Raw genomic sequence first — 20,540 nt, 5'->3', positions numbered from 1 at the left:
TTCACGCCACGTCATTCACCATGCTGCGCGGCTCCATCACTGGAGAGGTTTGGTTACGGCCATTGCGTTTCGAGAGGTAGAGATTTTTATCCGCTGCCGACACCAGACGGTTAATCACGCCCGGCCATTCCCGCTCACTCTGCGCACTGCCGCGCGCCAGGCCTAAACTGGCGGTGACCGTCACCGTGTTGCCCTGAATCCAAAACTTCTCTTTGACCATCGCCTGACGAATCGCTTCGGCCAGCTGGTAAAGTTGCAGATGGCTGTAGTCGAACACCACCACCACAAACTCTTCACCACCAAAGCGACACACCATGCCGCGATTGCCCACCACGCGTTGCATGCGGCGCGCAATCTCTTCCAGCACGCCATCACCGGCATCGTGGCCAAAGTTGTCGTTAATCGCTTTGAAATAGTCGACATCCAGCATCACCACGCCCGCTTCACGCTGTAAAGAGAACGGCTCCTGTTTCAGGCTTTCATACAGGCCGGAACGCGACAGCAGTTGGGTGAGGAAATCGAAATTCGCCCGCAGCGCCAGACGATGATTGAGCTGGCGAATCGCATCCATACTCACTGCCACCAGCAGCGGGCTGAGTGCCACGGTTGCCACACCCAGTCGCGCCGAGGTGAGATGGCTGATCGGCAGCAGTGCGTCATCGCCCTGAATATTCATTACGCCGTGAGATACGAGAACGATCTCAGTGATGCCGGTAATCAGGATCACCAGGCTTGTAACAGGAATCGGTAACACGATGGCGCACCAGATCAGCGCCGGCACCGGGAAGGTTAAGCTACCTGCCCCGCCAATCATCGCCCCCATGGTCAGTGACAGCACCACTGCCGCCAGCGGCAACAGTTTGCCGGGATGCAGCAAGGTGCGCGGTGAGACGTTTCGCAAGGAGCGCGCCAGCATCACCGGCAGCAGCATCAGTGAGGTCGAGAACTGTTCGCTAAACCAGTCGCCCCACGCCACCACGAAACGCGCGTTGAAATCGATGTCCTGCGCCCAAGCGCCCCAGGAGGCACAGGCTGCGGCACCGAGGAAACAGGCCGGGAAGATGCGCATGGCGTTGAACACCTGGCTGTTGGCCGAAGGTGGCTGCAGGTGTTTGATCAACATGCTAACTGAAACGAGGATAAACAGGATATTGGCGAAGTTTACGGTTACCGCAGGCAGCGCCCAGCCGGAGAACACCGTGTCGTTAAAAATCATCGCGGCAAAGCACACCAGATAGCTGGACGTGGTATGCAGGAAAGGATTTCGCACCATTAAACCGGCAATCAGCGCGTTCACCGGCCAAAACAGGGAGAACTCCTCCGGAATGCGCAGATGACTGCCAATAAAGCAGAAGAAAAGCGTAATCAGGAACAGCGAGAGTGCATTCTTTTTTAAATTATTCTCAGCAAACAGCTTAACGCGCATACGTCTGAACCCTGTAACCTGGAAATCGCTGCCTCTTGCCCACGGGCATCAGCAAGCATTTAACCTGAAATAACTGTGCGATGATTCGGCAATTAAGCGAGTGTTCGTCATCCTACTCTGCGACTGGGCGGCACTCAATGCGCCGGATCGGCGAGATGCGAGCGCGCTAGCAGGGTTGAAACCCGAGAAACAAGGATGAGAGCTGCTGCAATTATGCCCTGCAAATAAAAAAATCGGATATCCGAGATATCCGATTTTTACGCGAAAAACCATTTTTTCAGCAAAGCGTTAGTGCTATTTAACCGCAACGGGCCACTGACTCAGACGAATACCACGATCGCGCGCGTTTTCGCCGAAATCCTGTAGCACTGCTTTGACGTCCGGATCCAGATACTCGGCGTTATCGTGATCGACAATCACCGTGCTGTTTTCCGGGATCTCCGCCAGTAATCCCTGCAGTTTTGGGTTGTGCATAAAGGTGAGATTTTGCTGGAAGCGCAACACGTAGTGATCGTCATAGCGGGTAAGCTGCAGCGCGTTGCGGTGGCTTTTGTAGATGCTATACAGAATCTGCGTGGCGATACCGATACCAATCCCGGCCAGCATGCCGAACACAATAATGCCGCCGATGGTGGCGAGGAACGGCACGTACTGCTGAGCGCCCATGCGGAACTGCTCAATGAACAGACGCGGCGTTGCCAGCTTATAGCCGGTATACAGCAAGACAGCGGCAAGGCTGGCTAGAGGAATGGCGTTGAGCAGATCGCTGAACCACAAGCCGCAGATCAGCAACAGCGCGCCGTGGATCAGAATCGACAGTTTGGTCTGCGCCCCGACGCTGACATTCACCGAACTGCGCACAATTACCGCCGTAATCGGCATCGCACCAAGGAAACCAGCAGTCAGGTTGCCGATGCCCTGTGCGAACATCTCTTTATTTGGCGAAGGTGCCGGATGCTGCGGACGCAGTTTTTTCAGCGCCTCCTGACTCAGCAGCGTTTCCAGGCTTGCCACCAGCGCCAGCGTCACGGCAACCACCCAGACTGAAGGATTTTGCCAAACCAGCCAGTCCGGGGTTTCCAGCTCCGCCGCCAGCGCTGACAGGCTATCAAAGGCTGGCAACGCAATACGCGGTAGCCCTTCCGCCAGTCTCGGGAACAGGCGATCGCCAAACACCGTCGCCATGCAGCCGAACAACACGGCCACCAGTGGGCCCGGAATCCAACCAAGCAGCTTGACCGATTTCACTATCGGCGTGGTCCACAGCCAGAGAATCAGCAGACCGATGCCCGCCACCAGCATCGCGCTTAGCGAAAACTGAAATTCGCCATTCACCAGCGATACCAGCTCAGCGTCACCTGCGGCACCGAAGGCCACCGGGATCTGCTGCATGATCAGCAAAATACCGATCGCCGCCAGCATCCCTTTGATGACGCTGCCCGGCACCAGCGAGATAAAGCGACCGGCTCGCAGCAAACCAAGCAGGCACTGCAACACGCCCGCCAGAATCAGCGCGGTGAGGAAAGCGGAGAAGCTGCCAAGCGTCTGGATCGAGGCCACCACAATAGTCACCAAACCTGCCGCCGGGCCGCTGACGGCAAAACGCGAGGGACTCAGTGAAGTGACCAGCAGGCCGCCGATCACCCCGGTGAGCAATCCGGCAAACGGCGGTAAACCGCTGGCCTGCGCGATGCCAAGGCACAGCGGCAGCGCCACCAAAAACACCACCAGACCGGCGGGAATATCCTGACGCAGCGTGTTCAGATTCATGGCACCGATTCCTCTGCAGATTGCTGAGTAAGCTCTTTCAGATGACCCGACTGCAGGTCATACACGCAGCCAAACACTTCCAGCGATTGCCCGGCCTGCCAGGCCTGTCGCACTGGCTCACATGCCACTAACTGAGCAAACTGGGCGATGACGTTGGCTTCGACTAAGCGGTTGAGCTTACTGCTCTCCTCTTCCTCAGCACTGGCGTGATATTCCACCAGACCTTGTTGCAGGCCACTGCGCAACGCGGCGATGCGTCTTGCCAGCGCCGAATCCTCTTTTGCCAGCGGGCTGGCGGGCAACCCCAGCGCGGCCTGCACGCCGCCGCAGCCGTAGTGGCCACACAGAACAATGCGCTCCACGCCGAGGTAGAAAATCGCGTATTGCAGCACGCTCATCAGGTTGTCGTCATCGGGCACCACCATATTGGCGATATTGCGATGCACAAAGAGTTCGCCGGGATGCGAGCCGGTCAGCACTTCGGCAGGTACACGGCTATCGGAACAGCCAATCCACAACGAATGCGGTTTTTGTTGATGCAGATATTGTTTGAAATAATCTGGATTACGCTCGCGGCGCTGTAATGCCCAACTGCGATTTTTCGCTAATAAGGGTTTAAGTGTCGTCACAATTATCTTCTCTCTACGTCCAGAAATATCGCTTTCAGGCTAAGTCACAGGGTTTTAAACGCCGCTAAGACGATCGATGGAGGATGAAAGCAGAGCTTCCTCACATAAATTGTTTATAGCTGCTAATGCTTGCGGTTGCACAATCAATATTTCCGCACACAACAAAATCGTACTCCCTGTAAAATAAACGTCAGGAAATGTCGATTGAAAGTAATTTAATGCAAGCCGAGAGAATTGATTAAAAAACACTATTTGTTATGTAAATCATGTAATTAATTTGAATATTAAATTATGCATCTGGAATGAATCGACAAAAATATACACGTAGTCTTTTCATGCCTTTGCACTAGTATGGTGAATTGAACGATTTGAGTTGAGAAAAATCTTAATTATAAAATTTATGATTGGAGTCATTCACTGGGTAAATAGCAGAATAGCGATATTTTCCGCCAATCGCTTGCCTGTAATTAAGCAAGAGATCAGGAAAATAATAAGGAGAATAATAATGACGATGAAAAGTAAATATGACTGGCCCTGAATAAAAATCACCGCGCCTGCCGCAACAGGCGCTAATTCGCTTGACGAATTATTTACCGTTCCACGCTTTCATGCGTTCTTCACGCACCTGAAGCTGTTGTTCCGGCGTCAGTTTGTTGTAGTTCTCCGCCATGCCGCTTTCCCAGTCGCCGTACAGCGGGTTAGGCAGCACGATAAATTGCGTACCAAAATGCTGATGATTGAGGCTGACGAACTGCTGACGCTGTGCATTACCCTGATGCCAGGTCGCGCCGCCAAAGTCATTCAGGTTATCGCCCACGTACAGCACCACGTTGTAGCCCGCGTTTTTAATCGCATCGAAGCGCGCCTGCTTATTGGAGTTTCCGGTGCTGAGACGCACGGTTTTGTCACTCACGCCGCTGAAGCCCAGCTTGTTGAGGTTGTCCACCGTCGCAGCGTAATCCTTCTGGTCGCGGTTCGAGACGTAGAACAGGGTGCCGCCATGGCTGTTGACGTAGTTGGCGAACTCCACCGCGCCTGGCACGGCGGTGGCCTGACGCGCCTGAGTCCAGGCTGACCAGGTTTTGCCGGAGAACGGCTGGCCGTTTTTCGCCTGCCATGCGCTATAGGCACTGTTATCGATCATAGTTTCATCGAGATCGACGATCACCGCTTTCGGCTTGCCCGACAGCGATGGCGCAGCATCAAACGCCATGCGCGCAGTGTTAAACGCCTGCCAGCTTAATGCCTGATACTCACCGGACTGCTGGAACCAGTTCACTGCCAATACCGATTGCTGGCCGAGCTGCTGCTGCGCCTGCTGTTTGGCCGGTTGCGCGCACCCGGTCAGCAGCAGCGCAAGAATGCCGGACGCTGCAAGCAAAGAGGTGTTTTTCATCAGATCATCCTTAAGTGATTATGGTCAGTTTGTGTAAAGCTTTAAAAATGTAGCAGTTAACGTAAGCTGTGGGCAGAAGAAAGCTGCCGCCCTGTCAAAGGAGACACTTATGTCACATGCCGGACCGCGTTCAACGCTGCTTGATGCCCTGCCGTGGCTCGATTATGCCTTTCAGCCTGCGGGCCAACCGGTGCCTGCGGATGCCGCCTATGGCCAGCAGCGCCATAGCGCCCAGGTGGTACTAGCAACCCAAAACCTGCCGCCGAAAAGCTGTGAGTCCGATGGCGTGATTGGGGAAAACCAGCTGCCGGTGGCGGTGTATACCGCTGACTGTTTGCCGGTACTGTTCGCTGATAGCGCGCAGCATCAGGTGGCGGCAGTGCACGCCGGATTGAAAGGCACGCTGAGTGGAGTGCTAAACAGTGCCATTGACGGATTGCTCAAACGTGGCGCCCGCACCGAAACGCTGCATGTCGCCATTGGCCCGGCGATTGGTCCGTGCTGTTATGAGCTGGGCAAAGATTTGGTGACGCAGATGCAGCAACGTGCAGATTTACCTGCGCTGCAGTGGGCAAGCGAGCAACCACGCAATAGCGCGGCGATTCGTCCGCAAGCGCGGGCGCATCATCAGGGCGTGTGGTTTAATTTGCCGCATCTGGCGCGAGGGTTGCTGTTACAGCGTGGCATTCCTGCCGAACAGATCGAGGTGCTGAACGTCTGCACTTATTGCATGGCGGAGTCGGGATCGAGCTATCGCTACAACACCCATTTTGACAGCGGCTATCAATCGCGATTTTCGTGGATTCGTCGCCGCGACTGAGTGGCTGCACGTCCTTGTGCAGCCCATTGCATCAGTGAATGATGGCGTTGAGTGCCAGCACACCCGCCAGGCCGAGAATCGAGATCAGCGTCTCCATCACCGTCCAGGTTTTCAGGGTTTCCACCACGCTGAGGTTGAAGTAGCCCTTAAACAGCCAGAAGCCTGGATCGTTGACGTGTGAGGCGATCACACTGCCCGAACCTACCGCCAGCACCATCAATGCTGGATCGGCATGGGTCACCGCGATGATCGGCGTGACGATCCCGGCGGTGGTGATCGCCGCAACCGTGGCCGATCCCAGCGCGATACGCAGCATCGCTGCCACCGTCCAGCACATCAGCAGTGGAGAGAGCGACGATCCCTTCATCATGTCCGCGATATAGTTGCCCACGCCGCTGTCCACCAGCACCTGCTTGAACGCACCACCCCCAGCAATAATGAAGACGATCATGGCGATGGCGGCAATCGACTCGCCGCACATATCCATCACTTCTTCCATCTTGCGGCCGTTGCGCAGACCCAGCGTCAGCACCGCAATCACCACGGCAATAAACAGCGCCACCGCCGGGTTACCGATAAACTCGAAGAACTGACGCAGCGGGTTCTCTTTTGCCGTAGTCAGCTCAAACACCGCGGCAATCGCCATCAGCACCACCGGGATGATGGCGGCAAAGATACTGATACCGAAACCTGGCATCTCTTCTTCAGTGAAGATCTTCGGGTTGTACAAGCCTTCTGGCGGTGACTTCTCAAAGCTTTTAAGGAATTTCGAGAAGATCGGACCGGCCACGATCACCGTCGGAATGGTGATGATCATGCCGTACAGCAGCGTGGTGCCAAGGTTCGCGCCAAAGATGGTGGCAATCGCGGTTGGACCGGGATGCGGCGGCAGGAAGCAGTGCGTCACCGAGAGTGCAGCCACCATCGGCACGCCGACGTACAGCAGCGGCAAACCGGCCGCCGCGACGATGGTGAACACCAGCGGCAGCAGCAGCACGAAGCCCACTTCATAGAACATCGCCAGACCAACGATCAGTCCGGTGACCACCAGCGCCCATTGCAGCCGCTCTTTACCAAAAGCAGCAATCAGGGTGGTGGCGACGCGTTGTGCCGCACCGGTATCCGAGACCAGACGCCCGAGCATGGCACCGAAGCCGAGGATCATCGCTAATCCACCGAGCGTCGAGCCGATACCTTTTTGGATCGAGGCCATCACATTGAGCGGCGTCATCCCTTCGGCAATACCGACCACCGCCGAGACAAACACCAACGCAATAAAGCCGTTGACCTTAAATACAATCATCAATACCAGCAGCAGTATCACACCCAGCACAATAATGGTTATTGGCATTTTTTATTATCCTTAGGAATACAGAGGGGTGATTAAGGTTTAGGCGCGGCCCGGCGAAAATGCCAGCCGCGCCATGGCATTACACGGCGACGCGCATACCGCCATCAACGAACAGCAAGTGACCATTCACGAAATCAGACGCGCCCGAGGCGAGGAACACCGCAGCACCGATCAGCTCTTCCGGTTTACCCCAGCGGGCGGCTGGCGTGCGTTTGGTGAGCCAACCGGTAAAGGCCGGATCGTCGGCCAGCGCCTGCGTCATTTCCGTGACGAAGTAGCCCGGTGCGATGGCGTTAACCTGGATGTTATGGCGCGCCAGCTCGACGCACATGCCGCGCGTCAGCATGGTGACGGCCCCTTTGGAAGCGGCGTACGGCGTGATGGTGTCGCGGCCCAGTTCGCTTTGCATCGAACCGATATTGATGATTTTACCGCGCTGGCGATCGACCATTTTTTTCGCCACGGTTTGTGATACCAGGAACACGGCGGTCTGGTTAACGGCAATCACGTCATTCCAGTCCTGTTCCGGGAATTCGAGGAACGGACGGCGGCGCTGGATCCCGGCGTTGTTGACCAGAATATCAATCGGTCCCCATTCGGCTTCAATCTCATCCACCGCCTGCTGCACCTGCGCAGACTGCGTCACATCAAAGGCTTTGGCATGGGCGCGCAGGCCCAGCTCACGCAGTTTCGCCGCGCCCTGCTCTGCACCCTCTTTGGTGGTGGCGTTGACGATCACTTCCGCACCGGCTTCACCCAGGCCACGCGCCAGCAGAAAACCAATACCGCGCGCCGAACCGGTGAGTAATACACGCTTGCCTTCGAGGGAAAATAACTGACTCATCACTGCTCCTTAAAAGGTTAACTGGACTTTCGCCGCACGGGTTTTATCGCCGGCAAACTGCAAGGCCGCGTCGATGTCCTGCAAATCGTACTCACCGCTGAACAGCGGCAGCGGGTTGACCACACCGTTCGCCAGCCACTCGACGGCGGTATTGAATTCATGGGTGAAACGGAAGGAGCCGACCAGCTGAATCTCTTTAGCGATCAGCGCCATGATCGGGAAATTCGGGATGGTGCCGCCCATGCCGACCTGTACCAGCGTGCCTTTGGCGCACACCACATCAAGGCAGCGCTGCAGTGAGGAAGGATGGCCAGAGGCCTCAAACGCCACATCGAAAAAGCCTTTGTCAGCCAGATACGGCGTGAAATCGCCCTCGGCGGCATGGATCACATCGGTCGCGCCCATCTGCTGCGCCATCTCCAGCGAACGCTCGCTAATGTCGCTGCATACCACAGAGGCGGCACCGCGCGCTTTCGCCGCTGCGGCAATCAGGCAGCCAATCGGACCGACGCCGGAAATGAACACGTGCTTGCCGGTAAGATCGCCCGCCTGATGCGTCGCGTGAATGCACACCGCCAGCGGCTCGGCAAACACCATCACGGTTTCATCGGCATCCTGTGGGAAAGGCACGCACTGTTTGCTGTCCACCACTTTGTACTGGGTGAAACCGCCGTCGACATGCGGCACATACATCGCACTGCCGAAGAAGCGCATGGAGGTGCACTGGTTTTCCTGATCGCGCTGGCAGTATTTGCACTCGCCGCACGGTTTGGACGGATTGACCGCCACTTTCTGATTCGGCTTCAGGTCCGGGTTGTCGCTCTCCACCACATGACCAATCACTTCATGACCGAGGATCATCGGCATTTTGACTTCGAAGCTGCCGACTTTGCCTTCCTGATAGTAATGCAGGTCAGATCCACAAATGCCGCCGCGCGTAATACGCACCAGCGTGCCTGTGCCGTCCCAATTCACCTGTTGCGGTGCGACGCTGACCTGTTTTTTCCCAGTAATCACGCAGGATTGCGTTTCGATATTCATGGTTTCCCCATTTGTTGCTGTTGCAATGGGGGCTATCAAAGCGGGATCAGAGGCTGAAAACTGTGAACCAGATCACTATAAATCATGTTACGAAATAGCTGTTACCTGGAACGTGAACTGCTCGTACAGAAGATGGAAGCGGGATCACTGTTTGCTGGGGAAAACCAAGACTCGTCTTGGGGATTAACCGCAGTGAGCTATGTCATTATCGCCGCACCCTCACCCGGGAAAGTCGTCTGGATTGAGTCTGACAGGAGTCATAACTATAGAGCTAAATCATTAGCCCTCATCTTCAAGCTGTTTCAGGGTGCACAGGTCTCTTCCCGTGCCGGGCGAAGGAGTCCGAACCTTTCGCCTGCGACCTGTCGCCCTGCTTTTTTTGAGGTTTCTCACAGCCTGAACACCGCGAATTTCCATCCCAACCAATTCCCGCTAAAGTTGACTCATCCGACCACTTTCCGAGACTGTGTTCATGACTGAGCATTACGCCCACCTGTTTGCCCCGCTGGATCTGGGATTTACCCAACTAAAGAATCGTTTTCTGATGGGCTCCATGCACACCGGGCTGGAAGAACACACTGATGGCGCCACACGATTAGCCGCGTTTTATGCGGAACGCGCGCGGGGAGGCGTGGCACTGATTGTGACCGGCGGCATCGCACCCAACCCACAGGGCGTGGTGGCACACGGCGGCGCCATCCTCAATCAGGAGAGCCAGTGCGACTGGCATCGCACCCTCACCGATGCGGTGCATGCCGAGGGCGGCAAAATCGCGCTGCAAATTCTGCATGCCGGGCGTTACAGCTATCAACGCGATTTGGTTGCGCCTTCAGCGTTGCAGGCACCGATTAACCCTTTCACGCCGCGCGAACTGAGCGATGGCGAGATTCGTCAGACCATTGCGGACTTTGCCCGGTGCGCCAGGTTGGCCCAGCAGGCCGGTTATGACGGCGTCGAGATCATGGGCTCCGAAGGTTATCTGATTAATCAGTTCCTGGTAGCGCACACCAATCATCGCGACGATGAGTGGGGCGGCGATGTGCAGCGCCGTGGTCGCTTTGCGCTGGAAGTCACGCAGGCGGTGCGCGAAGCAGTCGGCCCGGCGTTTATCATTATCTTCCGCCTGTCGATGCTCGATCTGGTGAACAACGGCAGTTCGCTGGAAGAGACGCTGACGCTGGCAAAGGCGCTGGAGCAGCGCGGTGTGACGCTGTTCAACAGCGGTATTGGCTGGCACGAAGCGCGCATCCCGACTATCGCCACTTGCGTACCGCGTGCCGGTTTTGCGTGGGTAACGCAGCATCTGCGTGAAGCGGTATCCGTCCCCGTTATTGCCACTAACCGTATCAACCATCCGCAGGTGGCGGAATCGCTGCTGCGCGATGGCATTGCCGATATGGTGTCGATGGCACGTCCGTTTCTTGCCGATGCGGCCTTTGTGCGCAAAGCGCAGGCCGGGCAGCCGGATGCCATCAACACCTGCATCGCCTGCAATCAGGCCTGTCTCGATCAGATCTTTGTCGGCAAAGTCACTTCATGTCTGGTTAATCCCCGCGCCTGCCACGAAACCCTGATGCCGGTAATCCCAGTTGAACAGCCTAAACAGATTGCGGTGGTCGGTGCTGGCCCGGCGGGCATGGCGTTCGCGCTGCAGGCGGCCGAGCGCGGCCATCAGGTCACGCTGTATGAAGCGGACGCACAGATTGGCGGCCAGTTTAATATTGCGCGTCAGATCCCCGGTAAAGAGGAGTTTAGCGAGACGCTGCGCTACTTCCGCCATCAGCTGGAGACACAGGGCGTGGCAATTCGCACCGAGCATCGCGTGAGCGCTGATGAGCTGGAAAGTGTGGATGAAGTGGTGATCGCCACCGGTATTGCGCCGCGTCAGTTGTCGATTCCCGGCATCGACCATGCCAGCGTACTCAGCTACCTCGATGTGATTCGCGATAAAAAGCCGGTCGGCCAGCGCGTCGCCATTATCGGTGCGGGCGGTATTGGCTTTGATACTGCCGAGTTTTTGCTGCATCAAAACGCGCACGAAGATTTCTATCAGAGCTGGGGCATCGATCAGAGCTTACAGGCGCGCGGCGGGTTAGTCCGTCCGCAGCCGCTGGCAGCGGATCGGCAAATCTGGCTGTTGCAACGTAAATCCGGCAAGCCCGGCGCCGGGCTGGCGAAAACCACCGGTTGGATCCATCGCGCCAGTTTGCAGGCGCACGGCGTGCAGATGTGGGGCGACGTCGAGTATCTGAAGATTGATGATGCCGGATTGCACTTGCGCCATCAGGGCGAAGCCGTCACTTTGGCAGTGGATAACGTGGTGATTTGTGCCGGGCAGGAACCGTTGCGTCAGCTGGCGGATGAGCTGGCCGCACGCGGTAAAGCGGTAAAGCTGATTGGCGGAGCCGATGTGGCGCAGGAGCTGGATGCTCGCCGCGCCATCGCGCAGGCCACTGAGCTGGCGCTCAGCGTGTGATTAACGCAGTTTGACCGAACGCAGCACCACGAACTTGGCGTTAGACGCCACCAGCTCACAGTTGCCAAACAGCTTTTTCATTTTGACGTGATAACCGAGGTGGCGGTTGCCGACAATACGCAACTCGCCGCCGTACTGCAGGCAACGTTTGGCATCACGCAGCATTTGCCAGGCCAGATGATCGGTCACCGCGTGCTGCTGATGGAACGGCGGGTTGCACAGTACCGCGTGCAGACGATCCGACGGGAAGCCACTCAGCACGTTGTTGACGCGGAACTGACAGCGCGCCAGATCCTGCGGACGGTTTACTTCCACGTTCAGCTTACTGGACGCCACAGCCATGTAGGATTCGTCATAGAACAGCACGTCCGCCTGCGGGTTCTGCTCCAGCGCCAATAAACCAATCACGCCGTTGCCGCAGCCAAGATCGAGGATTTCCCCTTCAATATCTGATGGCAGATGCTGCATAAAGAAACGCGCACCCACGTCCAGCGATCCGCGAGAGAACACGTTAGCGTGGTTGTGAATCTGGTAAGAGGAATCGTTCAGCGGCCACACCGTGGTCTCTGACACCTCCGGCAGCTGAGGTGCACTGTATGTGCAGTAGATCAGACGAGATTTTTTCCACGCCAGCGAAGTTTTGCTCTCACCCAGGATGCGATCGAACAGCTGCTGCGTGGAGTTGTGGATGTCTTTGGCTTTGGCCGCGCCGAGAATCAGCGTGTCTGGCGTCACCACTTTACGCAGCGCGCGCAGTTGGTGCTCCAGCAGAGCCAGCGCTTTCGGGATTTTAATCAGCACGACGGCAGGCGCAGCAGGCAGCGGCGCCAGGCTATCGATTAAGTGCACCTGATCCTCATCCATCTCATTGAGACGCAGGTTCTGCTTTGCCGCCTGCTCGCTCAGCAGCGAGTCACTGACGTGCCACACTTCACGGCCGTTCAGCCCGCAGGTCAGTGCACCAAAGCTGTCGTTGAACACCAGCACCGGTCCTTCTGGCAGTTCTTGCTGCAGCAGATATTCATCGGCGGAATCCCACGCCTGTAACGGGCTTTCTTCACGCATCGGCGGGAAGCGCTGTAATGTCAGCGTGCGATGGGGCAGTTCAAATTGGCTCATGGAATCTCCGGCGTGGTACACTTTGCGCGATTTTCGCCCTAAAAAGGGGGCGCAGTATACTGTCTTTCGTCGGGAATCCCAATGTCATTAATCTATCTGCAGGGTTACCCTGAAAACATCCTCGAACAGGTGCAGTTGCTGATCGATAATCAGCGATTAGGCAGCTTCTTACAGGAACGCTATCCCGACACCCATAATGTTGTCAGCGATCGGGCGCTGTATGATTACACCCAGGCGATGAAAAGCCGTTACATGCGCAGCGCGCCGCCGGTGAGCAAAGTCATCTGGGATAACAAAATCAAGGTGATGAAACATGCGCTTGGCCTGCACACCGCCATATCGCGCGTGCAGGGTGGCAATCTCAAAGCCAAAGCCGAGATTCGCATCTCCACCTTCTTCCGTCTGGCACCGGAACCGTTCCTGCGCATGATCGTGGTGCACGAACTGGCGCACCTGAAAGAGAAGGATCACGACAAAGCGTTCTACCAACTCTGCTGCCATATGGAACCGGATTACCACCAGCTGGAGTTCGATGCGCGCCTGTGGATGACGGATCAGGCGATGCGCGGTAACGCGGCTTAAAGAAACTCCTGCGCCTTCTGAATCAAACTGGTTTTGGTCAAGGCACCCATAAAGCGGCGCTCTTGTGGATTGTTGAGCACCGGTAAACGCTCCAGGGTCACGCGAGCAAAGGCCTCCCAGCCTTCACGCATACTCTGGTTCTGGTAAATGCACGGGAAGTTATCATCCATCACGCTGCTGACCGGGGAATCCAGGGTGATCTCCTGCGATAACACTTTGCGGGAGATGTCATGGATCGATACCACGCCCAGGAACTGCCCCTCACTGTTGATCACATACACATAGCGTTCGCGCTTCAGCGAACTGACTGCCAGCGCCTGCCCCACCGACTCTTCCGGCTGGAGCGCCGCACCAGGAATGATCAGCTGATCTACGCGCATATTATCGAAATCGAATTTAGCTTCCGAGCGGCTAAAGTGATTGCTCACCACCGGATAGGTGCTGGCCGATTGCAGTCGGTACACCACCATTGAGGCCAGCACTGAAGCGATCATAATCGGGAATAGCAGGCTGCTGTTAAGCGTCATCTCCAGCACCATTAGCATCGCCATCAACGGCGCCTGGCTCACGGCCGCTAATACTGCCGCCATGCCAATCGCCGCGTAAAGCAGGGTATCGCCAACCGGCAGATGAAGTGCCACGCCCATCTGCGCCAGCGCCACGCCGAGCAGCGCGCCAATCAGTAGCGAAGGGGTAAACAGACCGCCCACCGCGTTCGATCCCACCGACAGCGTGGTGGCCAGGGTTTTGAGCACCAGCAGGCCAATCAATCCGGCCAGCACATAGTGCCCATCGATGATTTTCACAATCACTTCATAACCGTTGCCCAGAATATCGGTGGAGATCAGCGCCAGAAAGCCCACCGCTAAGCCGCCGAGCCCCAGACGCGCTGGCAATGATTTAATGCGACCAAACAGCGTTTTGCTGCGGGCAATCAACTTGATCAGCAACCAACCGGCAAAACCGGCCACCACGCCAATCAGAATGGTCATCAGCAAGCTGCTGATATCCATCTGGAACAAGGCTTCGGAGAGCGGATAAAGCGCACTGCGAAAACCGAGTGACCACATGGTCATCACCGCCACCGCCGAGGCGACAATCAGCGGGATCAGCCGCTGCAGCGCCGAGATACCAAAGGCAATTTCAGCGACAAAAATCGCCGAGGCCAGCGGTGCGTGGTACACCGAAGAGAGCCCGGCAGCTGCCGCCATCGCCACAATATCGCTGTTACGCATCTGCGGGAACCAGCGGCCCATCAGGCTGCCACTCAGCGCGGAGAGCTGCACCATCGGCCCCTCTTTACCAATCGAAGCACCGCTGCCGATACTGGCAATCGAGGAGAGTGCGCGGAACAGCGAAGTTTTGGTCGGCACCGCATCCAGGCGCGCGTTGATCACTTCGAGATAGTCGGTTTTAACCGTTTCCTGTTTCTCAATCGCCACCGCATAGCGCAGGAAGAACCCCGCCAGTACCCCGCCCGCGCCCACCAGCAGCGGCCAAAAGATCCACGGCCAGACATGCATCGCCACGGTGATTTCGCTGTCGCTGTTAAACAGCAGGCGGTTAATCAGATCAATGACGCCGCGAAACGCTAAGGTCACCAGCGACGCGACGAATCCCACGGGGATAGCAATCAGCAGTGTGGTCCAGTTCAATGCATGTTTACTTCCACTCACCCGCGCGTCCCCGCTAGCTGATTAAAAAAATGTGCCGCATCATCATATTGGAATGCGGATCGCATGATCAAATTTCGTCTGACGAACGATCCGCTGAACATGCTACTCTGCCGCTTTACTGTTGCAGGAGTACAAAGCCGTGATTCGTTTTGCCATTGTGGGAACCAACTGGATAACCCGCCAGTTTATCGACGCCGCGCATGAGACCGGCAAAATGAAGTTAAGCGGTGTCTATTCGCGCCAGCAGTCACAGGCGGATGCCTTTATCGCTGACTATCCCTGCAAACTTACCTTCACTTCCCTCGACGATTTGGCGGCCAGCCCGGAAATCGATGCGGTGTATATCGCCAGCCCGAATGCGTTACACGCTGAGCAAGCGATGTTGTTTATGTCGCACGGCAAACATGTGATTTGCGAAAAGCCGATGGCATCGAATCTGCGTGAGGCCGAGGCGATGATCGCCTGCGCGCGCCAGCATCAGGTAGTACTGTTCGAGGCGTTTAAAACTGCCAGCCTGCCGACCTTCCTGCAACTGCAGAACACCCTGCCGCAACTTGGCAAGCTGCGTAAAGCGTTGATTAACTACTGCCAGTACTCCTCACGCTATCAGCGTTATCTCGACGGCGAAAATCCCAATACCTTTAATCCGCGCTGGTCGAACGGCTCGATTATGGACATTGGCTTTTACTGCCTGGCTGCTGCCGTCACATTGTGGGGCGAACCGCAGCAGGTGAAAGCGCAGGCTTCGCTGCTGGAGAGTGGCGTTGATGCGCACGGTGTGGTGGTGCTGAGCTACGGCGATTTTGATGTCACGCTGCTGCACTCCAAGGTGAGCGATTCACTGATCCCGAGCGAAATTCAGGGCGAGGCCGGCTCACTGGTGATTGAGAAAATCTCGGAATGCCAGCAGTTACGCTTTATCCCACGCGGTGGCGAGAGCCAGAATCTGACGCAACCGCAGCATATCAACACCATGCTGTATGAAGCCGAGGCCTTTGCCCAACGGGTTGAGCAGCGCCAGGTCGAGCATCCGGCACTGGAAGCCTCGCGCATCACAGCAAAACTGCTGACGGAAATCCGCCGCCAGACTGGCGTGGTGTTCCCGGCAGACCAGGCTTAAGTGTAAATATTGCAGAATATTTCAAACTCCCCATTGAATACCTCAGCCGTTGGACGTATCTTGACCGCTGCAAAGGGGAGTAACTTGTAAGCTGATTGATCGTCATTACGATGCTAAACGCATCCGGTCGTCAGGCAACCCGGAATCTATTCTGAGTTGTAAGTGAGACCTTGCCGGAAGGCGAGGTTTGCTTGCAGCTTGATCAAAGCGGCTAACGTCTTCTGACTTAGCCGCTTTTTTATTTTCCGGACAGGATTACAACTATGCATACTGTAGGCACACCGTTACTCTGGGGCAGCTTCGCTGTTGTTGTGCTCATCATGCTGGCGATCGATCTCTTCTTACAGGGACGTCGCGGCGCACAAACCATGTCATTTAAGCAGGCCGCCGTTTGGTCGCTGGTGTGGATCTCCGTTTCCCTGCTGTTCAGCGCCGCTTTCTGGTGGTACCTCGAAGGCACCGCCGGCCGAGAAGTGGCGACCGCACAAACCCTCGCTTTCCTCACCGGCTACGTGCTGGAAAAAGCGCTGGCGGTGGATAACGTCTTCGTCTGGCTGATGCTGTTCAGCTACTTCGCTATTCCGGCAAACCTGCAACGCCGCGTGCTGGTGTATGGCGTGCTGGGCGCGATCGTATTGCGTACCATCATGATCTTCGCCGGCAGCTATCTGGTGACGCAGTTCAGCTGGATCCTCTACGTGTTCGGCGCTTTCCTGCTGTTCACCGGCCTGAAAATGGCGTTTGCCAAAGAAGGCGATGACGCGGCAGTGGGCGACAAACCGGTGGTGCGCTGGCTGCGTAAACATCTGCGCATGACGGATAATCTCGAAGGCGAGAAGTTCTTCACCCGCAAAAATGGCGTGCTGTTTGCCACCCCGCTACTGCTGGTGCTGATCATGGTGGAGCTAAGCGATGTGATTTTCGCGGTTGATAGTATTCCGGCGATCTTCGCAGTGACAACCGATCCCTTTATCGTCCTGACCTCGAACCTGTTCGCGATTCTCGGTCTGCGCGCCATGTACTTCCTGCTGGCGAACGTGGCTGAGCGCTTCTCGATGCTGAAATATGGCCTGGCGATTGTGCTGGTGTTTATTGGTATCAAGATGCTGATCGTCGAGTTCTACCATATTCCGGTGGGCATCTCACTGTCGGTGGTGGGCGTGATTTTGGGCGGTACTCTGCTGATTAACGCCTGGGTTAACCACAGAAACGACCAGAAACGCATCTCATCATAATCTTCTGCAGGGGCGGTAATCGCCCCTGCTTTGTTTCGCCAGCTGCAAATTTCACCTTTCATAGCTCTGTCACATTTCACATCGTCAGCAGATCAAAAAACCGATCTGCGCCGCACGTCCAGAATTATCTCTTCCCTCACCAGGACTTTTCCTTATACTCCGCCGGGCAAACCGTTTGGCGCGGAGCAACCGCGCACAACACTCATACCGCTATAAAAAGACCGAACTATGCTAAATAACTTTATTGGACGTCTGGGCGCGCTGTTCGCAGGAAGCCTGGTAAAACAAATCATGATTGGCCTGATTGCCGGCGTAGCGCTGGCGTGGTTCTCACGTGATGCCGCTCTGGCCGTAGGTCTGCTGGGTGAACTGTTCGTTCGCGCCCTGAAGGCGGTGGCCCCGCTGCTGGTGTTGGTTTTGGTGATTTCTTCGATTGCTAATCATCAACAAGGGCAGAAAACCAACATCCGTCCCATCATCATGCTCTATCTGTTGAGCACCTTCTTCGCCGCTGTGGTCGCGGTCACCTTGAGCCATCTGTTCCCGCAAACTCTGTCAATGAACGTGGGCGCAACCGAAATTTCACCGCCGTCTGGCATTATCGAAGTGCTGCATGGTCTGTTGATGAGCATGGTGGCTAACCCGATTGACGCGTTACTCAACGCCAATTACATCGGCATTCTGGTGTGGGCCATCGGCCTCGGTCTGGCCTTCCGCCATGCCAGCCCAAGCAGCAAGGCGTTTCTTACCGATGCTTCGCATGCGGCGACGTGGGTGGTGCGTTGCGTGATTCGCTGTGCGCCGCTGGGGATTTTTGGTCTGGTGGCCTCGATTCTGGCCTCAACCGGCTTTGGTGCACTTGAGGAGTACGCAACGCTGCTGGCGCTGCTGCTGGGATGCATGGCCATCATGGCATTGGTGGTGAATCCGATTCTGGTGTTCCAAAAGATTCGTCGTAACCCTTATCCGCTGGTGTTTACCTGCATCCGTGAAAGTGGCGTGACCGCCTTCTTTACCCGCAGCTCTGCCGCAAATATTCCAGTAAATATGGCGATCGCCAAACGCCTGAATCTTGATGAAGATACTTATTCTGTGTCTATTCCGCTTGGCGCGACGATCAGTATGGCGGGCGCGTCTACCACCATCACGGTGCTGACACTGGCGGCGGTACACACGCTGGGCATTTCCGTGGATGTGCCGACGGCAATTCTGCTGAGTTTTGTGGCCTCGATTTGTGCCTGTGGCGCCTCGGGTGTGGCCGGCGGTTCGCTGCTGTTGATTCCGGTCGCCTGTAACATGTTCGGGATTCCGAATGACCTGGCGATGCAGGTAGTGGCCATCGGCTTTATCATCAGCGTATTGCAGGATTCCGCCGAGACGGCGCTGAACTCTTCAACCGACATTCTGTTTACGGCAGCGGTGTGCCAGGCGGAAGCCGAGCGCGAACCGCGCACGGTGTCTGAAGCAGAATAAATTGGCATTGCACAGGGCGGCATTCATGCCGCCCTTAAGATAAGCAAGTGTGATTGTTGTCAGATGCACATCGATCGCACCTGATTTTTACAGCGTGACACCACTCTTAAATATCGCTAACTCGCGGAAATCATTGGCTTCGTTACGCGCCGGTTGACCGTTAGCAATCGCCACAATCATATCGACGAAATCGGCCAGCATCTCCGGCATACTCATGCCCTCAATCAAACGTCCGGCATTAAAATCAATCCAGTGCGGTTTCTTCTCTGCCAGCTGCGAGTTGGTGGCAATCTTCACGGTAGGCACGAATCCGCCATAGGGCGTGCCGCGTCCGGTGGTGAACAACACCATATGACAACCTGCGCCCGCCAGCGCGCTGGTGGCCACCGCATCGTTTCCTGGCGCGCTCAGCAGATTGAGGCCAGGCGTGACCAGACGCTCGCCATATTTCAGTACATCCACCACCTGGCTCTGCCCGGCTTTCTGCGTGCAGCCAAGGGATTTCTCCTCCAGCGTGGTGATACCGCCCGCCTTGTTACCCGGCGATGGGTTCTCATAGATCGGCTGCTGATGGTCGATAAAGTAACGCTTGAAGTCGTTGATCATCGCCACGGTTTTATCAAAGGTGGCTTCATCCCGGCAACGGCTCATCAAAATGCGCTCTGCGCCAAACATTTCCGGTACTTCGGTCAGCACCGTAGTGCCGCCGTTGGCAATCATCTGATCGGAGAAGCAGCCCAGCATCGGGTTGGCGGTGATGCCAGAGAAACCGTCAGATCCGCCGCATTCCAGTCCGAACTTCAGTTCGCTGAGCTTGCCCGGTTGACGCTGATCGCCACGCATCACGTTGTACAGCGCATGCAGCCGTTCAAGGCCGGCTTCGACTTCGTCGTCCTGCTTCTGACACTCCATAAAGTGCACGCGGTCACTGTCGAAGCCGCCCAGCGTTTCGCGGAACACATCCACCTGATTGTTCTCACAGCCCAGGCCGATCACCAGCACCGCACCGGCATTGGGATGGCGCACCATGTTTTGCAGCATGGTGCGGGTGTTTTCATGGTCCTGACCGAGCTGAGAACAACCAAACGGATGGCTGAACAGGTGCACCCCATCGATCCCTTCTGCCTCGTTGGTCTCCTTGAGGAAGCGCGACAGAATCTGCCGGGCGATGCCGTTCACACAGCCCACCGTTGGCAGAATCCACAGCTCATTACGAATACCGACTTCACCACTGGCGCGGCGGTAAATCTGCACTTCGCGATCGCCGGCCTGAGCGGGGATATCGAGAAACTCCGGCTGGTAGTCGTACTCATCCACATCGCTCAGATTGGTGCGTGCGTTGCTGGAGTGAATGATTTCGCCAATGGCGATCGGGCGCGTGGCATGGGCAATCGGCAAGCCGTATTTGATCACCAGCGCATCCGTTGCCAGCGGCGTCAGCGCAAACTTGTGGCCCCGACCAACCTCTTGCTGCAAGGTAATAAACTGGCGATCAATTTCGACTTTGGCTTCGGCAGGTAAATCGCGCAGCGCTACCGCCACGTTGTCGCGCGAATGGATTCTTATCGCATCTTGCATAGCG

At 56.3% G+C, this 20,540-nt stretch carries 16 protein-coding genes; 6 read left to right on the top strand and 10 right to left on the bottom strand.

The annotated features are described in order from the left end of the window. Position 1 precedes the first annotated feature (1 nt). The 4 genes from AC1MDE_RS19625 to AC1MDE_RS19610 form a co-directional block, all read right to left on the bottom strand. Positions 2-1,426: a GGDEF domain-containing protein gene (locus AC1MDE_RS19625; RefSeq protein ID WP_480345001.1), complete on the bottom strand. Its 1,425-nt coding sequence runs from the start codon at positions 1,424-1,426 to the stop codon at positions 2-4. A 294-nt stretch (positions 1,427-1,720) separates the two neighbouring features. After that, positions 1,721-3,196, bottom strand: a complete 1,476-nt coding sequence (locus tag AC1MDE_RS19620; RefSeq protein ID WP_058959514.1) for a SulP family inorganic anion transporter — start codon at positions 3,194-3,196, stop codon at positions 1,721-1,723. After that, positions 3,193-3,831 carry a carbonic anhydrase gene (locus AC1MDE_RS19615; RefSeq protein WP_480345037.1) on the bottom strand — a complete coding sequence of 213 codons (639 nt, stop codon included), beginning with the start codon at positions 3,829-3,831 and terminating at the stop codon, positions 3,193-3,195. The genes AC1MDE_RS19620 and AC1MDE_RS19615 overlap by 4 nt, the downstream gene beginning before the upstream one ends. A 580-nt stretch (positions 3,832-4,411) precedes the next feature. Beyond that, on the bottom strand, positions 4,412-5,221 hold the full coding sequence (locus AC1MDE_RS19610; protein WP_480345000.1) for a 5'-nucleotidase, lipoprotein e(P4) family: 810 nt from the start codon (positions 5,219-5,221) through the stop codon (positions 4,412-4,414). 109 nt (positions 5,222-5,330) lie between these two features. Here AC1MDE_RS19610 and AC1MDE_RS19605 point away from each other — a divergent pair, with 109 nt between their 5' ends. Next, positions 5,331-6,041, top strand: a complete 711-nt coding sequence (locus tag AC1MDE_RS19605) for a purine nucleoside phosphorylase YfiH/LACC1 family protein (RefSeq protein ID WP_058959516.1) — start codon at positions 5,331-5,333, stop codon at positions 6,039-6,041. A 31-nt stretch (positions 6,042-6,072) separates the two neighbouring features. On the opposite strand, the gene AC1MDE_RS19600 is transcribed toward AC1MDE_RS19605, so the two are convergent. The 3 genes from AC1MDE_RS19600 to idnD form a co-directional block, all read right to left on the bottom strand. Next, the gene (locus tag AC1MDE_RS19600) at positions 6,073-7,392 is read right to left on the bottom strand and encodes a gluconate:H+ symporter (RefSeq protein ID WP_058959517.1); all 1,320 of its coding nucleotides are present in this window, start codon (positions 7,390-7,392) and stop codon (positions 6,073-6,075) included. A 79-nt stretch (positions 7,393-7,471) separates the two neighbouring features. Continuing rightward, positions 7,472-8,236, bottom strand: a complete 765-nt coding sequence (idnO, locus tag AC1MDE_RS19595) for a gluconate 5-dehydrogenase (protein WP_034830987.1) — start codon at positions 8,234-8,236, stop codon at positions 7,472-7,474. A 9-nt stretch (positions 8,237-8,245) separates the two neighbouring features. Further along, positions 8,246-9,277, bottom strand: coding sequence for an L-idonate 5-dehydrogenase (gene idnD, locus AC1MDE_RS19590; RefSeq protein ID WP_034830990.1), 1,032 nt, complete (start codon positions 9,275-9,277; stop codon positions 8,246-8,248). A gap of 472 nt (positions 9,278-9,749) precedes the next feature. Here idnD and AC1MDE_RS19585 point away from each other — a divergent pair, with 472 nt between their 5' ends. Then, positions 9,750-11,753, top strand: coding sequence for a 2,4-dienoyl-CoA reductase FMN-binding domain-containing protein (locus AC1MDE_RS19585; protein ID WP_480344999.1), 2,004 nt, complete (start codon positions 9,750-9,752; stop codon positions 11,751-11,753). Here AC1MDE_RS19585 and rlmG read toward each other — a convergent pair whose 3' ends face one another. After that, positions 11,754-12,872 carry a 23S rRNA (guanine(1835)-N(2))-methyltransferase RlmG gene (rlmG, locus tag AC1MDE_RS19580; protein WP_480344998.1) on the bottom strand — a complete coding sequence of 373 codons (1,119 nt, stop codon included), beginning with the start codon at positions 12,870-12,872 and terminating at the stop codon, positions 11,754-11,756. A gap of 81 nt (positions 12,873-12,953) precedes the next feature. Between rlmG and AC1MDE_RS19575 the strand changes: the two genes are divergently transcribed. After that, positions 12,954-13,454: a M48 family metallopeptidase gene (locus AC1MDE_RS19575; protein WP_200576750.1), complete on the top strand. Its 501-nt coding sequence runs from the start codon at positions 12,954-12,956 to the stop codon at positions 13,452-13,454. On the opposite strand, the gene AC1MDE_RS19570 is transcribed toward AC1MDE_RS19575, so the two are convergent. Beyond that, a complete protein-coding gene (locus AC1MDE_RS19570; RefSeq protein ID WP_479402292.1) occupies positions 13,451-15,130 on the bottom strand; it encodes a chloride channel protein in 1,680 nt (559 codons plus the stop codon). The two genes, AC1MDE_RS19575 and AC1MDE_RS19570, sit on opposite strands and share 4 nt — an antisense overlap. A 139-nt stretch (positions 15,131-15,269) precedes the next feature. Here AC1MDE_RS19570 and AC1MDE_RS19565 point away from each other — a divergent pair, with 139 nt between their 5' ends. The 3 genes from AC1MDE_RS19565 (at position 15,270) to sstT (ending at position 18,958) form a co-directional block, all read left to right on the top strand. Further along, positions 15,270-16,250, top strand: a complete 981-nt coding sequence (locus AC1MDE_RS19565; protein ID WP_058959522.1) for a Gfo/Idh/MocA family protein — start codon at positions 15,270-15,272, stop codon at positions 16,248-16,250. A gap of 263 nt (positions 16,251-16,513) precedes the next feature. Beyond that, on the top strand, positions 16,514-17,485 hold the full coding sequence (locus AC1MDE_RS19560; protein ID WP_182056892.1) for a TerC family protein: 972 nt from the start codon (positions 16,514-16,516) through the stop codon (positions 17,483-17,485). A gap of 228 nt (positions 17,486-17,713) precedes the next feature. Beyond that, on the top strand, positions 17,714-18,958 hold the full coding sequence (gene sstT / locus AC1MDE_RS19555; RefSeq protein ID WP_479399662.1) for a serine/threonine transporter SstT: 1,245 nt from the start codon (positions 17,714-17,716) through the stop codon (positions 18,956-18,958). A gap of 87 nt (positions 18,959-19,045) precedes the next feature. On the opposite strand, the gene AC1MDE_RS19550 is transcribed toward sstT, so the two are convergent. After that, positions 19,046-20,536 (bottom strand): UxaA family hydrolase, encoded by a 1,491-nt coding sequence (locus AC1MDE_RS19550; protein ID WP_479399664.1) that lies wholly within the window; start codon positions 20,534-20,536, stop codon positions 19,046-19,048. Positions 20,537-20,540 lie beyond the last annotated feature (4 nt).

It is taken from the genome of Pantoea folii (assembly GCF_056678875.1).
Note: the sequence above shows the minus strand (reverse complement) of the source record. Positions and strands in the feature narration are given on the sequence as shown.

What these genes read in the sequence shown, in the direction of transcription:
- AC1MDE_RS19625 (WP_480345001.1), bottom strand. Translation starts at nt 1,426, where the DNA reads ATGCGCGTTAAGCTGTTTGCTGAGAATAATTTAAAAAAGAATGCACTC.
- AC1MDE_RS19620 (WP_058959514.1), bottom strand. Translation starts at nt 3,196, where the DNA reads ATGAATCTGAACACGCTGCGTCAGGATATTCCCGCCGGTCTGGTGGTG.
- AC1MDE_RS19610 (WP_480345000.1), bottom strand. Translation starts at nt 5,221, where the DNA reads ATGAAAAACACCTCTTTGCTTGCAGCGTCCGGCATTCTTGCGCTGCTG.
- AC1MDE_RS19605 (WP_058959516.1), top strand. Translation starts at nt 5,331, where the DNA reads ATGTCACATGCCGGACCGCGTTCAACGCTGCTTGATGCCCTGCCGTGG.
- AC1MDE_RS19600 (WP_058959517.1), bottom strand. Translation starts at nt 7,392, where the DNA reads ATGCCAATAACCATTATTGTGCTGGGTGTGATACTGCTGCTGGTATTG.
- idnO (WP_034830987.1), bottom strand. Translation starts at nt 8,236, where the DNA reads ATGAGTCAGTTATTTTCCCTCGAAGGCAAGCGTGTATTACTCACCGGT.
- idnD (WP_034830990.1), bottom strand. Translation starts at nt 9,277, where the DNA reads ATGAATATCGAAACGCAATCCTGCGTGATTACTGGGAAAAAACAGGTC.
- AC1MDE_RS19585 (WP_480344999.1), top strand. Translation starts at nt 9,750, where the DNA reads ATGACTGAGCATTACGCCCACCTGTTTGCCCCGCTGGATCTGGGATTT.
- rlmG (WP_480344998.1), bottom strand. Translation starts at nt 12,872, where the DNA reads ATGAGCCAATTTGAACTGCCCCATCGCACGCTGACATTACAGCGCTTC.
- AC1MDE_RS19575 (WP_200576750.1), top strand. Translation starts at nt 12,954, where the DNA reads ATGTCATTAATCTATCTGCAGGGTTACCCTGAAAACATCCTCGAACAG.
- AC1MDE_RS19560 (WP_182056892.1), top strand. Translation starts at nt 16,514, where the DNA reads ATGCATACTGTAGGCACACCGTTACTCTGGGGCAGCTTCGCTGTTGTT.
- sstT (WP_479399662.1), top strand. Translation starts at nt 17,714, where the DNA reads ATGCTAAATAACTTTATTGGACGTCTGGGCGCGCTGTTCGCAGGAAGC.
- AC1MDE_RS19550 (WP_479399664.1), bottom strand. Translation starts at nt 20,536, where the DNA reads ATGCAAGATGCGATAAGAATCCATTCGCGCGACAACGTGGCGGTAGCG.